At 70.6% G+C, this 15,835-nt stretch carries 13 protein-coding genes; 6 read left to right on the top strand and 7 right to left on the bottom strand.

The annotated features are described in order from the left end of the window. The first annotated feature begins 242 nt into the window (after positions 1-242). The 3 genes from ABD339_RS18560 to ABD339_RS18550 all read left to right on the top strand — a co-directional run bounded on the left by ABD339_RS18560 (position 243) and on the right by ABD339_RS18550 (position 4,250). The gene (locus ABD339_RS18560; RefSeq protein ID WP_344567416.1) at positions 243-1,004 is read left to right on the top strand and encodes a DeoR/GlpR family DNA-binding transcription regulator; all 762 of its coding nucleotides are present in this window, start codon (positions 243-245) and stop codon (positions 1,002-1,004) included. 142 nt (positions 1,005-1,146) lie between these two features. Beyond that, a complete protein-coding gene (gene pfkB, locus ABD339_RS18555) occupies positions 1,147-2,115 on the top strand; it encodes a 1-phosphofructokinase (protein ID WP_344567414.1) in 969 nt (322 codons plus the stop codon). Further along, complete coding sequence (locus tag ABD339_RS18550; protein WP_344567412.1) at positions 2,112-4,250, top strand: PTS fructose transporter subunit IIABC; 2,139 nt, start codon at positions 2,112-2,114, stop codon at positions 4,248-4,250. The genes pfkB and ABD339_RS18550 overlap by 4 nt, the downstream gene beginning before the upstream one ends. A 191-nt stretch (positions 4,251-4,441) precedes the next feature. Here the strand turns inward: ABD339_RS18550 and ABD339_RS18545 are convergent, their stop codons facing one another. Then, positions 4,442-5,566, bottom strand: a complete 1,125-nt coding sequence (locus ABD339_RS18545; RefSeq protein ID WP_344567411.1) for a P1 family peptidase — start codon at positions 5,564-5,566, stop codon at positions 4,442-4,444. Positions 5,567-5,613: 47 nt separating this feature from the next. Here ABD339_RS18545 and ABD339_RS18540 point away from each other — a divergent pair, with 47 nt between their 5' ends. Continuing rightward, a complete protein-coding gene (locus tag ABD339_RS18540) occupies positions 5,614-5,808 on the top strand; it encodes a hypothetical protein (protein ID WP_344567410.1) in 195 nt (64 codons plus the stop codon). A 355-nt stretch (positions 5,809-6,163) separates the two neighbouring features. On the opposite strand, the gene mscL is transcribed toward ABD339_RS18540, so the two are convergent. The 4 genes from mscL to ABD339_RS18520 all read right to left on the bottom strand — a co-directional run bounded on the left by mscL (position 6,164) and on the right by ABD339_RS18520 (position 9,006). Beyond that, positions 6,164-6,736 carry a large conductance mechanosensitive channel protein MscL gene (mscL, locus tag ABD339_RS18535; RefSeq protein WP_344567408.1) on the bottom strand — a complete coding sequence of 191 codons (573 nt, stop codon included), beginning with the start codon at positions 6,734-6,736 and terminating at the stop codon, positions 6,164-6,166. A 147-nt stretch (positions 6,737-6,883) separates the two neighbouring features. Beyond that, positions 6,884-7,153 carry an RcpC/CpaB family pilus assembly protein gene (locus ABD339_RS18530; RefSeq protein ID WP_344567406.1) on the bottom strand — a complete coding sequence of 90 codons (270 nt, stop codon included), beginning with the start codon at positions 7,151-7,153 and terminating at the stop codon, positions 6,884-6,886. A 619-nt stretch (positions 7,154-7,772) separates the two neighbouring features. Beyond that, a complete protein-coding gene (locus ABD339_RS18525) occupies positions 7,773-8,609 on the bottom strand; it encodes an S-methyl-5'-thioadenosine phosphorylase (RefSeq protein ID WP_344567405.1) in 837 nt (278 codons plus the stop codon). Between the two features lie 67 nt (positions 8,610-8,676). Next, on the bottom strand, positions 8,677-9,006 hold the full coding sequence (locus ABD339_RS18520) for an FmdB family zinc ribbon protein (protein WP_344567495.1): 330 nt from the start codon (positions 9,004-9,006) through the stop codon (positions 8,677-8,679). On the opposite strand from ABD339_RS18520, the gene ABD339_RS18515 reads away from it, so the two are divergent. Then, entirely contained in the window at positions 8,924-9,094 is a 171-nt protein-coding gene (locus ABD339_RS18515) for a hypothetical protein (protein ID WP_344567498.1), read from the top strand. The two genes, ABD339_RS18520 and ABD339_RS18515, sit on opposite strands and share 83 nt — an antisense overlap. A gap of 30 nt (positions 9,095-9,124) precedes the next feature. On the opposite strand, the gene ABD339_RS18510 is transcribed toward ABD339_RS18515, so the two are convergent. Both ABD339_RS18510 and ABD339_RS18505 read right to left on the bottom strand, forming a co-directional pair. Beyond that, positions 9,125-10,558, bottom strand: a complete 1,434-nt coding sequence (locus ABD339_RS18510) for an MFS transporter (protein ID WP_344567403.1) — start codon at positions 10,556-10,558, stop codon at positions 9,125-9,127. 428 nt (positions 10,559-10,986) lie between these two features. Then, on the bottom strand, positions 10,987-12,495 hold the full coding sequence (locus ABD339_RS18505; RefSeq protein ID WP_344567493.1) for a potassium/proton antiporter: 1,509 nt from the start codon (positions 12,493-12,495) through the stop codon (positions 10,987-10,989). A gap of 490 nt (positions 12,496-12,985) precedes the next feature. On the opposite strand from ABD339_RS18505, the gene ABD339_RS18500 reads away from it, so the two are divergent. Then, positions 12,986-15,823, top strand: a complete 2,838-nt coding sequence (locus ABD339_RS18500; RefSeq protein ID WP_344567401.1) for a penicillin acylase family protein — start codon at positions 12,986-12,988, stop codon at positions 15,821-15,823. The last annotated feature ends 12 nt before the right edge of the window (positions 15,824-15,835 follow it).

Genomic DNA, 15,835 nt, shown 5'->3' with positions numbered 1-15,835 from the left:
CCCGGCCGGCCCTGTCACCTGCGCTGGCGCCGCATCTGACCTCAGCGCGTTTCCGGCCCCCGCCGCCAGGCCCCCTTTCTCTTTCCCCTCCCTCTCCCTCCCTCTCCCTTCCTCCTCCTCGGCCCGCCTTCGGGTGTTGATCTGTGCCCGAGTAGATGCCCAAGTGTGTTTACTTTGCGCGAAACTCGCCGTAACCTCGCCGATAAGTCACAAGAGCGGGCACAGAACGGACCTGAACCCACATGTACGCACCGGAGCGACAGCAGGCCATCCTCCGCATCGCGCGGGAGAACGGCCGGGTCGATGTGCCATCCCTGGCCGCCGAATTCGACGTCACCGCCGAGACAGTGCGCCGGGACCTCAAAGCCCTCGACCGAGCCGGCCTGGTCCGCCGCGTACACGGGGGCGCCATCCCGGCCGGGCAGCTCGACTTCGAGCCAGACCTGGCAGCCCGCGAGTCCGCCGCCATTGACGAGAAGGAACGCATCGCGCAGGCCGCCGTCGAGGAGCTGCCCACCGAGGGGAGCGTGGTGCTCGACGCGGGCACCACCACCTCCCGGCTGGCTACAGCCATCCCGCTGGACGCCACGCTCACTGTCGTCACCCACGCTCTCCCCACAGCGGCCCGCCTCGCGGATCATCCAGGGATCGAGCTGCATCTCGTCGGCGGACGGGTCCGCCACCGCACCCGGGCCGCCGTTGACGCGTGGGCCCTGCGGAACTACGACGAGATCAAAGCTGACGTCCTTTTCCTCGCGACCAACGGCTTCTCCCTCGTTGGCGGACTCACCACCCCCGACCTCGCCGAGGCCGCGGTCAAGCGCAAGATCATGGCCGCGGCGCGGCGCGTGGTCCTGCTCGCGGACTCCACCAAAGCGGACCGGGAACACTTCGCCCGCTTCGGCGACCTTTCACATGTTGACCTCCTCATCACCGACACCGGCTTGAGCGGTGACGAGGCGCGTTTGATCGAAGCGCAGGGCACCCGCGTCAAACGCGTCTGAACTGTGACCGCTTGCACTTCACTCGACTCCATCCCGCTCCCTCCCCCCGGCCCCCCACCCCCACCACCCCCAACCCTCCTGCCTTTCCCTCGCCCCTCGCCCCTCCGGCCTCGCCGCCGAGATGACCGACTGGAACCCCCGTATGACCGTTCTCACCGTCACTCCCAACCCCAGCCTGGATCGCACGTACGAGATACCCGTCCTCGGCCGGGGAAGTGTGCTGCGAGCCGACGGGGACCGGGTGGATCCCGGCGGCAAGGGGGTCAACGTCTCCCGCGCCGTGGCCGCAGCCGGGCACCGTACGGTCGCGGTGCTCCCGCTCGGCGGACCCGAAGGGGCCCTTCTGGCCCAGCTCCTCGGTGATCTCGGGGTCGAGGTGACCGGTGTTCCTGTCCGTGGCTCGACCAGAGTGAACATCTCCCTCGCCGAATCGGACGGGACCCTCACCAAGATCAACGCGGCTGGGCCCGACCTCGACGGCGACGAGTCCCGGGTCCTGGTGGACACCATCGCCGCCGAGGCACACCGCCACCGCGCCTCCTGGCTCGTGTGCTGCGGCAGCCTCCCCCGCGGCCTCGATGACCAGTGGTACGCGACCCTCGTTGCCCGTGCCCGCTCGGCAGGCGTGCGCGTGGCTCTCGACACCTCGGGCCCGCCGCTCCGGGCAGCGCTCGCGGCCCGGCCCGACGTCGTCAAGCCCAATGCCGATGAACTCGCCGAGGCCGTCGGCTGCCCTCTCGCCACCGTCGGTGACGCGGTCAAGGCAGCCGAGGACCTACGGACGGCCGGCGCGGGGGCGGTGTTGGCCAGCCTCGGCGCGACAGGACAACTCCTCGTCGATGCCGGCGGCGCCTACTTCGCCACCGCCCCCGTGGCCTCCGTCCGCAGCGATGTCGGCGCGGGAGACGCCTCGCTCGCGGGCTTCCTCGCAGCGGGCGGAGCCCGCGCCGAAGCGCTGGTCTCCGCCGTCGCACACGGTGCGGCTGCGGTGCAGCTTCCCGGCAGCCAGATGCCGAGCCCGGACGATGTCCGCCCGGAAGCGGTCACCCTCGCCGCCCATGTCCCCTTGGACCTCCCCCTGTCCCACAACGTCAACGGAGCCGTTCGATGAGCCAGTTGATCACAGCGGAGCTGGTCGATCTCGATCTGTCCGCACCGACCAAAGACGAAGCGGCGCGCTCGCTCGCGGAGCGGATGGTCGCGCTCGGCAGGGTGACCGACCTCGACGGTTTCCTCGCCGATGTCGCCGCCCGCGAGGCCCAGATGCCGACCGGACTCGAAGGGGGCATCGGCATCCCGCACTGCCGCAGCGCCCATGTCACCGAGCCCACCCTGGGCTTCGGACGAGCGCCCGCGCCCATCGACTTCGGAGCGACCGACGGTCCGGCCGACCTCATCTTCCTGATCGCCGCACCGGACGGCGCCGACAGCGACCACCTCAGCATCCTGTCCTCGCTGGCGCGGCATCTCGCGGACCCCGACTTCACCGCCGCCCTGCGCACCGTCGCCGACCCGGACCGCGCCGCCGCGCTCATACGTGGCGAAGCCCCCGCCGCCCCCGTACCGGAACCGGCCGAAGAGGCCGACGCCAAGGCCGAGACCAGCGAATCCACCGCGGCGGCGGAAGCGCCGCAGCAGACCGAGGAGTCCGCTCCCCGCCCTCCGGCACCGGGTCACAAGCCGACGACACCTTCGGAACCGCATGACGGGGACCCGGAGACCCCGGACCCGCTTGCACCCGCGAACGCCGCCGCTCCCTTCCGGATCGTCGCCGTCACCTCCTGCCCGACCGGGATCGCCCACACCTACATGGCCGCCGAATCCCTGGAGCGCGCCGCTGGGGAGAGCGGCACCGGGGTGGAGATCACCGTCGAGACGCAGGGCTCCGCGGGCTTCGAACGACTCGGCCCCGAACTCATCTCCGCCGCCGACGCGGTGATCTTCGCCCACGACGTGGAAGTACGGGAACGTGACCGCTTCGCGGGCAAGCCCACCGTCGATGTCGGGGTGAAGGCCGCCATCAACCGTCCCGCTGAACTCATCGCCGAAGCCCGTGCCAAGGCCGAGCGGGGCGATGTCACCGCCGCCGTCACGGTCGGCGCGCCCATGGACAGCGCGGGGGCGCCGGGAGACAGTTTCGGTACGCGGCTGCGTACCTGGCTGATGACCGGCGTCAGCTACATGGTGCCGTTCGTCGCGGCCGGTGGTCTGCTGATCGCGCTCTCCTTCGCCATCGGCGGTTACGAGATCGCCGACGCCAAGTCCGTCGCCGACCACTTCGTGTGGACCGAGGTCCACAGCTGGGCCGCGCTCCTCAACCAGGTCGGCGGTCTCGCCTTCAGCTTCCTGGTGCCCGTCCTCGCGGGATACATCGCCTACGGCATGGCGGACCGGCCCGGACTCGTGCCCGGCTTCGTGGGCGGTGCGGTCGCCGTGCAGATCGAAGCAGGCTTCCTCGGCGGCCTGGTGGCCGGGCTGCTCGCCGGCGCACTGGTCATGGCCATCCAGAAGGTCACCATCCCGCCCGTGCTGCGTGGCATCATGCCGGTCGTCGTCATCCCCCTGATCTCCTCGGCGATCATCGGGGCGCTGATGTTCGTCGTCATCGGCAAGCCCATCGCCACCGCGCAGAAGGCCATGACCGACTGGCTCGGCGGACTCACCGGCACCAACGCCGTGCTGCTGGGCATGCTGATCGGGCTCATGATGTGCTTCGACCTGGGCGGCCCGGTCAACAAGGTCGCCTACGCCTTCGCCACCGGCGGCATCGCCAGCGCCGACCCCGGCAACGGCAGCCTGATGGTCATGGCAGCCGCCATGGGCGCCGGTATGGTGCCGCCCTTGGGCATGGCCCTGGCCACGACGGTGCGCGGCAGGCTCTTCACCAAGACCGAGCAGGAGAACGGCAAGGCCGCCTGGGTGCTGGGGGCCTCCTTCATCACCGAGGGCGCCATCCCCTTCGCCGCCGCCGACCCGTTGCGCGTCATCCCCGCCTCCATGGCGGGCGGCGCGGTCACCGGTGCCCTCTCGATGGCCTTCGGAAGCACGCTCAGGGCGCCGCACGGAGGCATCTTCGTAGTGCCGCTGATCGGCTCCCCGCTGCTCTACCTCGTGGCCGTCGCCGCTGGAACCGTCGTCACCGCCGGATTGACCGTGCTGCTCAAGGGCGCGCGCAAAGCGAGCCCCAAGCCCCAGGGCGCAACCTCCGAGAACAGCGAAGAGACACGAGTCCCCGCGGCGGCCTGAGCCCTCGGCCGGACCTGACCTGCCCGGTGGCGGCTCCGTCCGCCGGGCGGGGACCGCCACCGGGCTCGCGTATCCGCCCGCCCGCGAGACGGGTCCGCGAACCGGACGGCCCCCGTAGCGAACGGGATGGCCCCCGCGGTGCGCCGGTCGGCTTCCGCGGTGCGCCGGGCGGTCCAGCGCTTCGGGCGGGGTCAGTCGGCGGGGCAGTCCTCCGGAGAGTCCTCGGTGTACGGGGCAGGGGGTGAGGGCGCCTCGCCGTAGAGGTCGCGGTACGAGGGGAAGACGCCGCCAGGCCCGTCCACGCCCTCCGCCGCGCGGACTGCCTTGACCACCGCTCGGGTCACCACGTCGGCCCCTGCCGCCAGCACGTCGTTGAACTCCCCTTCCGCCAGCCGCCGATCCTCCGTCGAGAGCGCGAAGACGGTGTCCCCGTCGTGCATGAGATGTATCGGGCGCACCGCCCGCGCCAGCCCGTCGTGTGCGCTGCCTGCCAGGCGCTGCGCCTGCGGGCGGGTGAGGGACGCGTCGGTCGCCACTACCGCCAGCGTGGTGTTGAGGGGTGGCCGCAGCGAGCCGGCCGCTCGCCGGCCGGTCTCCTCCTGCGCCTCCGCCAGCAGCATCTCCGCCTCGGCGTGCTCGTCCTCCGGCGGGACGTGCGGGATGCCGCCTGTCAGTTCGCCGTAGAGGACGCCCGTGGCGGGGTCCGTCGCCGAACCGGCGGCGTTGAGCACGACCAGAGCGCCGACGACAGCGCCGGAGGGGAGCATCGCGCTGGCGGTTCCGATCCCGCCCTTGAGCCCGCCGACCACCGCACCCGTCCCGGCACCCACACAGCCCTCGGCCACCGCTGCCCCCGGTGCGCTGGCCGCGGCCTCCTCCACGGCCCTCCTGCCCAGGTTCGCGTCGGGCCTCGCGCCCCAGTCGCCCCCGCGTCCCAGATCGAAGATGACCGCCGCCGGCACCACCGGCACCACCTGTGAGGGGTCCGGGCCGACGCGCACGCCGCGACCCTGCTCCTCCAGCCAGGCCATCACTCCCGAGGCCGCGTCGAGGCCGAACGCGCTTCCGCCGCTGAGGACCACGGCGTGGATCCGCTCCACTACGTTCCTCGGATCCAGGGCGTCCGTCTCGCGGGTGCCCGGAGCCCCGCCCCGGGCGTCCACCCCCGCGACGCCGCCGTTCTCGGGGGCCAGCACCACTGTCGTGCCCGTCAGCCAGCCGTCGCCCGTGCGCTGCGCGTGACCTACGCGCAGACCGGGCACATCGGTCAGGGCATCCCTCGGAGCGCGCGATGCGGGGGCGTCGTGAGTATCCATGGCGCATGGATACCAGGCGGCCGGTCCGGTAGTCGTACGCTTGAGCCATGAGCGTCGATCCACAGTGCCCCGGCGGGCAGCAGCAGCGAGACGCTGCCGCCTCGCTGATTTTCGACGACCCGCTGAGCCGGCCGTCCTCCGACGACACCGACCAGGGCTGGGGCGAGGGGGCAGAGGGCGCCGGGGGCGCGGAGTCGGACCTCGCGCGCTTTCTCGCCGAGAAGCCGCCCCACCACATCTGAACCCGGCGCCACGGCGAAGCCTGGCAGCCCCTACGGCCACAGGGCCACCTCGTCGCGCCCTCCACCACCCGACAGCGGCACCCCACCTTGCTCAGGCAAGCCGCGCCACTCGGGCATACCGCCTGGCCCGGATGTGTCCACCGCTTCCAGGATGCCGCCGGCTTCAGGCGTGCCACTGGCTTCAGGCGTGCCACCCAGCCGGGGTCCGCCACCCCGTGGGGCCTTCCCACCGCGGCAAGCCGCCGCCTCGCCGCCCTCCTGAACCATCCCCCTACGGTCCTCAGCGGAGAGGGCGAGGCAGCGCAGGCGCGCAGCCCCTCGCCCGGCGCGCCCGAGGGGGCCGGGCGGACCCGCGCTACTTCTCCGTACTGACGCCCCCGCCGCGCTGTCGTCCCACCGGAGTGTCCGGACCGCCGGCGGCGGCCGGGCCGGAGTCCGGCGCCGAGGCCGACCCGGAGCCGGGCTCGGCACCAGCCTCCCCGGTGCGCTGTCCGACCAGCGCGTCGCGGATCTCCGTGAGCAGCTCGATCTCGGTCTTGGGGACCTCGACCGGTCCCGCCTTGGCCGCCTGGCGCTCCTTGTACTTGTTCATCGGAAGAATCATGAGGAAGTAGACGACGGCCGCCGTGATCAAGAACGTGAGCGCGGCGCTGAGGACCGGGCCCCAGTTCAGTACGACGCCCTTTGCCTCGCCGCTGCTGTTGATCGAACACGGGCCCTTGAGGCAGGAGTTGTACTTGTCCAGGTCCTGCGTGCCGACGGCTCCTACCAGCGGGTTGATGAACCCCTTGACGATCGCGTCCACGATCTTGCTGAACGCCGTTCCTACGACGACGGCTACGGCCAACTCGACCACGTTGCCGCGCATCAGGAACTCCCTGAACCCGGCCAGGATGCCCTTCTGCTCGGGGGGATTCTCGTTGCTCAACGAACTGCCTCTTCCACAACCATGTGACGGTGCTGATGACGGGCGGGAAGCGGGTGGAGAGCACACCGTGGGACGTGTGGGACCGGCGCCGATGGCATACGCGGCACCAAGGGGCGGGGCCGCGAGGAGGCCGGGCACGGCGACGGCTCAGCACAGCGACACCGTCAGCCGGGAGTCCGCCGCGGCACCCGCGAGGGCCGTAGCCGCCCGCCGGGTCACGGCAACCACGATCAGCGCACCATCCGCTTCATCGCCCGTGACAGTGTCGCCGGACTTCGGCACCTGGGCCACCCGGACACTTCTGGCCACGACCCGCGCCGAATCGCTCCTGGATTCGCTCGCCAGCACGTCGATCCGGTCGCCGGGGCTCAGCAGACGGACCGTGGCGGCGTCGGAGATCCGGACGGGCGCCGACACCGTGTCCGTGCCGGACGACTGGCGGGTGACGGATCTCTCACTTCCGGGGCGCTGTCCCTGCGTCTGTCGGCTCTCGCTCTCCCGCGCCGTGCCCCTTCCCGGAGCGGCGACCGCGATGGCCGCGGCACAGACCGCCAGCCCGGCCGACAGCAGCCGCCGCCGGGCCGAAGCGCGGCGGCGGCGCGGCCCGCGACCGCCCCGCCCGGCCCGCACGGGAGGGAACTGCGGAACAGGCGCGGAGAGGGAACTCCGGGAGGGAAAAGAGCTTCGGGGTCGGGGCACAGCGCTCACCACCAGGCATCACAGGTGAAGTACCGCCTGGTCACGGCCTTCTGTGGCTAGATTGCCGCCGCTCGTGAAATCCCGCTGAGGGGCCCCGAATTCTGTGGACGGCGCGGCATTTGTGGAAAACTCCGCCACCCGAACGTGCCCCTCCACACCCACCCCACCCACCCCTCCCACGCCCGCACGGGCCACCACCCCGCGCAGCCGCCGACCGTTCCACCCCGCGCAGCTTGCCGACCGTGATGCCCTCCCGCAGCCCGCAGCCCGCAGCCCGCAGCCCGCAGCCCGCAGCCCGCAGCCCGCAGCCCGCAGCGCCGACTCCGTAGCCGCCCGCTCAAGGCAGCGTGAGGCCCAAGTCCTGCCCGCCCAACGCCGTTGCGCAGCCGCAGGCGCGCGCGTCGGCGGCGGGCAGTTCGCGCACCGCGTCGAAGAGGACATCCCGCAGGCGGCCCACGTTCTCGCCGAAGACTCGCAGGACTTCCTCATGGGAGACGCCCTCGCTGCTCTCCGCCCCGGCGTCCAGGTCCGTGACGAGCGCGAGCGAGGAGTAGCACAGCTCCAGCTCCCGGGCCAGGATCGCCTCGGGGTGGCCCGTCATGCCCACCACCGACCAGCCCTGGGCGGCATGCCAGCGCGACTCGGCGCGCGTGGAGAAGCGAGGGCCCTCGATCACACAGATCGTGCCCCCGTCGACCGCCTCCCAGCCCTGCCCCCGCGCCGCACGCAAGGCGGCCTGGCGGCCGGTCTCGCAGTACGGGTCGGCGAAGCTGACGTGAATGACGTGGGGCACGCTGCCATCGGGCAGCGGCTCACCGTCGAAGTAGGTCTGGACCCGCGACTTCGTACGGTCCACGAGTTGGTCGGGGACCAGGAGCGTGCCGGGCCCGTACTGAGGTTGGAGGCCGCCGACCGCGCAGGGTGCGATGACCTGCCGCACTCCCACGGACCGCAGCGCCCACATGTTGGCGCGGTAGTTGATGCGGTGGGGCGGCAGATGGTGGCCGCGGCCGTGCCGGGGGAGGAAGGCCACCCGCCGGCCGCCGGTCTCGCCCAGAAAGAGCGAGTCGCTCGGCGGCCCGTACGGCGTCTCCACGGTGACCTCGGTCACATTGTCGAGAAAGGAGTAGAAGCCGGATCCGCCGATGACGCCGATCTCTGCCTGTTCGCTCATGCCGTCACCCTAAAGGGGTGAGTGAACCCTCGGCAGGGGGCCATGAACGGGACCGGCAGGGCCTGTATCAGGCCGATGTGCTCGCCTTCGGGGTGCTCTTGCTCTCGCTCTTCCCCGAGGACTTCGACTCCGAAGAGGAGGAGCCGGAGGAAGCGTTGGACGAAGAAGAGTCCGAGGAGGACGACGAGGAATCCGAGCCCTTGGAATCGCCGTTCTTGGCGGACGAGTCCGAGGAAGAGCTGGACGAGGCCGCGCTGCTGCTCGACGAGGAGCTACGGCTGTCGTTTCGGTAGAAGCCGGATCCCTTGAAGACGATGCCGACGGCCGAGAAGACCTTCTTGAGGCGCCCCTCGCAGTTGGGGCACACGGTCAGCGAGTCGTCCGTGAACTTCTGCACCACTTCGAGGCCCTCGCGGCACTCGGTGCACTGGTACTGGTACGTCGGCACGTTCTTCCTCCTGGCACTCTCACTCGTTGAGTGCTAACGACGATCCATATTGCAGTATTCCCGCGCGTCAGTCCACCGGGACCGCCGTTCGGTGACCGAGCCCACGTGCCGCCACCCACCCGTCGTTCCGGGGGCGGAGCGCCTTCTGGAAGGCCAGCAGCACCACGAGGGCGAGACCCGTTCCGGCGACCGGGGCGAGGAATCCGGTGACCGCGCCCGCGCGGTCCGCCAGCTGGCCCGCCACCGTCGAACCGGCGGCCTGGCCCAGCGCGATGGCCCCGGTCAGCCAGGTGAACGCCTCGGTGCGCGCCCCCGCGGGCACCAGCGTCTCGACCAGCGTGAAGCAAGTGATCATGCACGGGGCCACACACAGGCCGACGAGCAGGCCCAGCGCGCCCAGCAGCGCCGTCCACGGACCCAGTTTCGCCGCCACCGCCATCAGCGCCGCCGCCGCCACGAGCGAGGGGTAGGCGACGAGCAGCCGGGTCTGCGGCCCGCGCTTCCACCGGACGATGCCCACGGCGACCGCCGCCAGCATGTTGCCCGCCGCGAAGACCCCGTACATGACGCCGTTGATGCCCGGCTGCCCGGTCGATTCGGTGAACGCGGTCAGGGACACCTGCATTCCGCCGAAGACCGTGCCGAGGCCGAGGACGGTGGCGATCAGCACCCGCGCACCGGGCGCGGCCAGCGCGGACGCCGGAAGACCGGCTTCATGCGGTGCGACGGAAGCCCCCGCGCCGCTCTTCGTGCCGCCTGCCCTGTCACTCGCCGCACCGGTCTCCGCACCACCTGCCGCACCGCCGCTCGCACCTTTGCGGCCCTTGGCAAGGCTGGTCCTGGCCCGGGCCGGGGCGGGCTGGGTACGGCGCTGCGCGGCGAAGACCAGCCCGCCCGCGAGCGAGACGGCCGCCTCCGCGATCAGGCCGGCAGCCGGATGAACGCCGGTGCACAGTGCCGTCGCCAGTACCGGCCCGACCACGAAGGTGAACTCGTCCGTCACCGACTCGAAGGCCGCGGCCGTGTTCATCAGCGGCGTCCCCTGCAAACGCGCCGCCCAGCGCGCCCGCACCATGGGGCTGATCTGCGGCGCGGTGGCCCCGGCCGGAACGGTGGCCGCGAACAGGGCCCACAGGGGCGCGTCCAGGAGCGCCACGGTGATCAGGGCGCCGACGGCCAGTGCGTGCAAGAACACCTGCGGCACCAGTACCGCGCCCTGGCCGAACCGGTCTGCGAGTTTGCCGCTCTGCGGCGCGATGAGGGCCATGGAGATGCCGGCCGTGGCCGATACGGCACCGGCCGGCCCGAACGAGCCCGAGGTGTGTTCCACCAGCAAGACGATGCTGATGGTGAGCATCGCGAAGGGCTGTCGCGCGAGGAACCCGGGAACCAGGAAGGACCAGGCGCCTTGTGTGCGCAGGAGGTGCCCGTATCCGGGCCGTTCGGGGGAGCGCCGGTCGGAGGACCGGGCGTCGTCAGTCGTGGTGGCCGGGGCTTCCACGGCCGGGCCTTTCTGCCGCCTGGTGGCGCGTGTCGCGGTGACGCGCCGAGAGCTGTCCTCTCGCGCATGACCGGGGTAGATACCCGGCCCGTCGCGGAGGGCGATCGGGCCGTGGCCGCCGAGCGGTCGCGCCAGCTCTGCTTCAGGCAGAGTTGGGGTGAATCTTTCCATTATGAGGATAACCGCTCTGATCAGGCCCCGCCGAAACCTCTGATCAGGCCCGCCGAAGCGAACCGGCCCGGCCGAAGCGAACCGGCCCGGCCGAAGCGAACCGGCCCGGCCGAAACGAACCGGCGCGGCCGAAGCGAACCGGCGCGGCCGAAGCGAACCGGCCCGGCCGAAACGAAGCCGGTCCGCCGACAGGAAGGAGCCCCGAACCAGCGCCTGCCCTCCGCCGCTCCCAGCAGCCCGGGAGCGGCGGAAGGCCGCTACCCGCGCATCGCCGTACTGCCGCCCGTGCCCAGCCATCCGGCGAGCTTGCCGCCGCGGCTGACCGACAGCAGGCGGCGTTCCACGGCGTCCCGGACCTCGTCGGTCGCGACCACCAGCAGTTCGTCGCCGTGCCGCAGCACCGTCGAGGGCGAGGGGACGAAACTCGTGCCGCCGCGCACCACGAGGGTGACGGCCGAGCCGGTGGGAAGGCGAAGTTCCGTCACTTCTACGCCGTGCATCCGGGAGGACTCCGGGATCGCGACGGACAGCAGATGCCCCCGCAGCCGCTCCAGGGGTGCCGACTCGATATCGACGTCCGCGGCCTCGTCCGCCTCGTTGAGCCGCAGTTTCTGTGCGAGCCAGGGCAGCGTGGGGCCCTGGAGGACGGTGAAGACAACGGCCAGTACGAAGACGATGTTGAAGATGCGCTCACTTCCGGAGACATCCGCGACCATCGGAATCGTCGCCAGCACGATGGGCACGGCGCCGCGCAGGCCCGCCCAGGACAGCAGCACCTTGTCCTGCCAGGAGATCCGGAAGCGGTCCAGGCAGAGGAAGACGGACAGCGGGCGGGCGACCAGGGTCAGTGCCAGCCCGATCAGCATGGCCGGCCAGAAGTCCTTCCACAGGTTGTGCGGAGTGACGAGCAGGCCCAGCAGGACGAACAGCCCGATCTGCGCTATCCAGGCCATGCCGTCCGCGAAACCGCGCACAGCGGGCCGGTGCGGCAGTTTTCCGTTGCCGAGGATGAGCGCCGCGACGTAGACGGCGAGGAATCCGGAGCCGTGCGCCAGCGCGCCCCCGGCGTACGCGAGAACGCACAGTGCCAGCACGGCGATCGGATAGAGGCCGGAGGCGGGCAGCGCCACATGCCGCATGCCCAGTTCGCCCAGCTTGCCCACCACCAGGCCCACCAGGAGGCCGATGACGAGTTCCATGACGATCTCGCCGGCCAGGAAGTACCAGGGGTGGTGCAGGGCGTCGAGCGAGGAGAAGGTGACGACCAGGAGCACGATGGGCGCGTCGTTGAAGCCGGACTCGGCCTCCAGCACGCCGGTGAGCCGCCGGGGGAGCGGCACCTTGCGCAGTACGGAGAAGACCGCGGCGGCGTCGGTCGAGGAGACGACGGCACCCATCAGGAGCGCCGCCTGCCAGGGGAGCCCCACCAGGTAGTGGGCCGCGAGGGCGGTGACGGTGACGCTCACGCCGACGCCGAACGTCGAGAGGACGGCAGCCGCGGGGACAGAGGGACGAATATCGCGCCATTTCGTACTGAGTCCGCCCTCGGCGAGGATCACCACGAGGGCGGCGTATCCGAGGACCTGGGTCAGCTCGGCGTCCGAGAAGCCGAATCCGATTCCGTCCTGCCCTATGGCCACGCCTATCCCGAGGTAGATGAGCAGGCTGGGCAGCCCGCTGCGGGAGGAGAGGCGGACGGCCGCGACGGCGACGAGCAGGACGAGGGCGCTGAAGAGCAGTAGTTGGTTGAGGCTGTCGACGGTCAGGGCGCGGTCCTCTCTTCCGGGGGCTTCTCTCCTCGGTGCACGGCCCGGTGGCCGGCGGCGCGGTCCGTGCGGGTTGGCGGGTATCCGGTGTGCTCTTGGGGCCGGTGTGCGGTGGGGAGTTGGCCGTGGCAGCCGCGGCCCCGGTCCGCGGTGAGACTCACGTCCAGATGGGGTGGACGCGGGATCCCGTGGCGGGCGCGTGGGCACGGCGGTGGCTGTGCGGGTCGTTCTTACGGCCTCCTGATGCCTTCCTAACGGATTCTTAACGCCCCGCCCATGGGTTATCCACAGGTTCTGGACTGTTGTCCCCGAACCTCTAGTTCGTTTGGGTAGCTAACAATTTACCATTGCTTGAATATGCCCACCTCGGAGATCCGCAGTTGGTGACTCGCTGTCCGGCCGCGCCGAAGGTCGTCCTATGGTTGCTCCGGACGGATCGGTCCCGTCCGTCCCCCAGCCCAAGGTCCGCCCTGCCCCTCGAAGGACAGCGATGCCCGCCAAGAAGACCTCGCGACGCGCCCGTCTGATCGTGATCGCAGTCGTGTTGCTGCTCGTGGCAGGCATCGGAGGCGGGACGTACTGGGGTGTCAGTACCGTCCGCGACTCCTTCCCGCAGACGACGGGCTCGCTCAAACTGAAGGGCCTCGCCGCCCCCGTGAGCGTGAAGCGGGACGGCAGCGGGATCCCGCAGATCTACGCGGACAAGGCCGAGGACCTCTTCCTGGCCCAGGGCTACGTCCAGGCCCAGGACCGCTTCTGGGAGATGGACGTACGCCGCCACATGACCGCCGGGCGCCTCTCGGAGATGTTCGGCGACAGCCAGGTGGAGACCGACGCCTTCTTGCGGACGCTCGGATGGCGCGAGGTCGCGGAGAAGGAGTACAAGCAACTCCCGGCCAAGTCCAGGGACTTCCTCAAGGCGTACTCGGCGGGTGTCAACGCCTACCTCAAGGACCACAAGGGCTCGGCGCTCTCCGCCGAGTACGCGGCGCTCGACCTGGCGGGCGACGGTTACAAGCCCCACTCCTGGACGCCGGTCGACTCCGTGGCCTGGCTCAAGGCGATGGCCTGGGACCTGCGCGGCAACATGTCGGACGAGACCGACAGGGCGCTGATGTCCAGCAGGCTGACCAAGAAGCAGATCGAGCAGCTGTACCCGAGCTACCCCTACGAGCGGAACAAGCCCGTCGTCGACAAGGGCGCGGTGGACCCGGCGGGCAAGAGCTTCGACCCCAAGGCCAAGCGCGACCCCGGCTCCCAGGGTGCGGCGGGCGGCGCCGGCACCTCCTCCCGGTCCGGAGGCTCCGGTGGAACCGGTGAAAGCACTCAGGGTGCCTCCACAGGTGCCGGAGGAGGCGCCCCGGACCCCGGGGCCCCCAGCGCCGGAAACGGCGCTCAGGGCGCCGCTGGGGCCGCTGAGGGGGCCAGTACCCAACTCGGCACCGTCGCCAAGAAGCTGGATGAGATCCCCGGCCTGCTCGGGCCCAACGGCAGCGGGATCGGCTCCAACTCCTGGGTGGTGTCCGGGAAGTACACGACCACCGGCAAGCCGCTGCTCGCCAACGACCCGCACCTGGCGCCGCAACTGCCCTCGGTCTGGTACCAGATGGGCCTGCACTGCCGCACCGTGGACGCCTCCTGCCCCTACGACGTCTCCGGCTTCACCTTCTCCGGCATGCCGGGCGTGGTCATCGGCCACAACCAGGACATCTCCTGGGGCCTGACCAACCTCGGCGCCGATGTGACCGACCTGTACCTGGAGAAGGTCAAGGACGGCCACTACCTCTACGACGGCGAGGAAGTGCCCTACCGCACCCGCAAGGAGACCATCAAGGTCGCCGGCGGCAAGAACCGCGAGATCACGGTGCGGGAGACCAACAACGGCCCGATCATCTCCGACCGTGACAAGGAACTGCGCAAGGTCGGCGACGAGGCGCCCGTCGGCAACTCGGCACCGGACAGAGGCGACGGCTACGCCGTGTCGCTGCGCTGGACGGCCCTGGAGCCCTCCAAGACCATGGACGGCATCTTCAAGCTCAACAAGGCCGCGAACTTCAAGCAGTTCCGCGAGGCCGCCCGCGACTTCGCCGTCCCCTCGCAGAACCTCATCTACGCCGACACCAAGGGCAACATCGGATACCAGGCCCCCGGCCGCATCCCGGTGCGCGGCGCCGGCGACGGGCGCTACCCCGCCCCCGGCTGGGACAAGCGCTACCGGTGGAAGGGCTACATCCCGCAGCGCGCCCTGCCGTGGGAGTACAACCCCTCGCGCGGCTACATCGTGACCGCCAACCAGGCCGTCGTGGACCGCGAGAAGTATCCGTACCTGCTGACGGACGACTGGGGCTACGGGGCGCGCAGCCAGCGGATCAACGACCTGATCCAGTCGAAGATCAAGGACGGCGGCAAGATCTCCATGGGCGACATGGAGACGATGCAGATGGACAACAGCAGCGAGATCGCCAAGCTGCTGGTGCCCTACCTGCTCAAGATCGAGGTCGGCGACAAGTACGTACGCGAGGCGCAGGAACTGCTGGAGGGCTGGGACTACACCCAGGACTCCGACTCGGCCCCCGCCGCCTACTTCAACGCCGTATGGCGCAACCTCCTCAAGCTCGCCTTCGGCAACAAGCTCCCCAAGGAACTGCGTGTCAAGGGCGACTGCCTGAGCGTGGCACCCTCCGACGACTCCGGCCCGCTCGACGACCTGGACGGCAACGCGCGTCTGGTGCGCGAGTGCGGACAGCGCTCGGCCGACCTGGCGCAGCCGGACGGCGGCGACCGCTGGTTCGAGGTGGTGCGCGAACTTCTGAAGCATCCGGACAGCGAGTGGTGGAAGACCCAGGGCACACTGCGGCGCGACGGTGACAAGAACCGCGACGAACTGCTGGCCCACGCCATGAAGGACGCCCGCTGGGAGCTGACCTCCAAGCTCGGCAAGGACATCAACACCTGGAGCTGGGGCAGGCTGCACCGGCTGATGCTCAAGCACCAGACGCTCGGCACCTCGGGCCCCGGCTACATCCAGTGGATCTTCAACAGGGGCCCCTGGAACCTCAGCGGGGGCGAGGCCGCCGTCAACGCCACCGGATGGAACGCGGCGGGCGGCTACGACGTCACCTGGGTGCCCTCGATGCGGATGGTCGTCGATCTGAACGACCTGGACAACTCGCGGTGGATCAACCTCACCGGAGCATCCGGGCACGCGTACAACGAGCACTACACGGACCAGACCAGCAAATGGGCCAGGGGTGAACTCCTGAAGTGGCCCTACGGCGAGAAGGCCGTCAACAAGGCCACCGAGGACCAGATGGCCCTCACACCGTGAGAACCCGCCGGG

Origin of the sequence: Streptomyces axinellae (assembly GCF_039532135.1) — a bacterium.
GTDB lineage: Bacteria > Actinomycetota > Actinomycetes > Streptomycetales > Streptomycetaceae > Streptomyces > Streptomyces axinellae.
This window is presented reverse-complemented; position numbering and strand designations above follow the sequence as displayed.

What these genes read in the sequence shown, in the direction of transcription:
- ABD339_RS18560 (WP_344567416.1), top strand. Translation starts at nt 243, where the DNA reads ATGTACGCACCGGAGCGACAGCAGGCCATCCTCCGCATCGCGCGGGAG.
- pfkB (WP_344567414.1), top strand. Translation starts at nt 1,147, where the DNA reads ATGACCGTTCTCACCGTCACTCCCAACCCCAGCCTGGATCGCACGTAC.
- ABD339_RS18550 (WP_344567412.1), top strand. Translation starts at nt 2,112, where the DNA reads ATGAGCCAGTTGATCACAGCGGAGCTGGTCGATCTCGATCTGTCCGCA.
- ABD339_RS18545 (WP_344567411.1), bottom strand. Translation starts at nt 5,566, where the DNA reads ATGGATACTCACGACGCCCCCGCATCGCGCGCTCCGAGGGATGCCCTG.
- ABD339_RS18540 (WP_344567410.1), top strand. Translation starts at nt 5,614, where the DNA reads ATGAGCGTCGATCCACAGTGCCCCGGCGGGCAGCAGCAGCGAGACGCT.
- ABD339_RS18525 (WP_344567405.1), bottom strand. Translation starts at nt 8,609, where the DNA reads ATGAGCGAACAGGCAGAGATCGGCGTCATCGGCGGATCCGGCTTCTAC.
- ABD339_RS18515 (WP_344567498.1), top strand. Translation starts at nt 8,924, where the DNA reads ATGCCGACGGCCGAGAAGACCTTCTTGAGGCGCCCCTCGCAGTTGGGG.
- ABD339_RS18500 (WP_344567401.1), top strand. Translation starts at nt 12,986, where the DNA reads ATGCCCGCCAAGAAGACCTCGCGACGCGCCCGTCTGATCGTGATCGCA.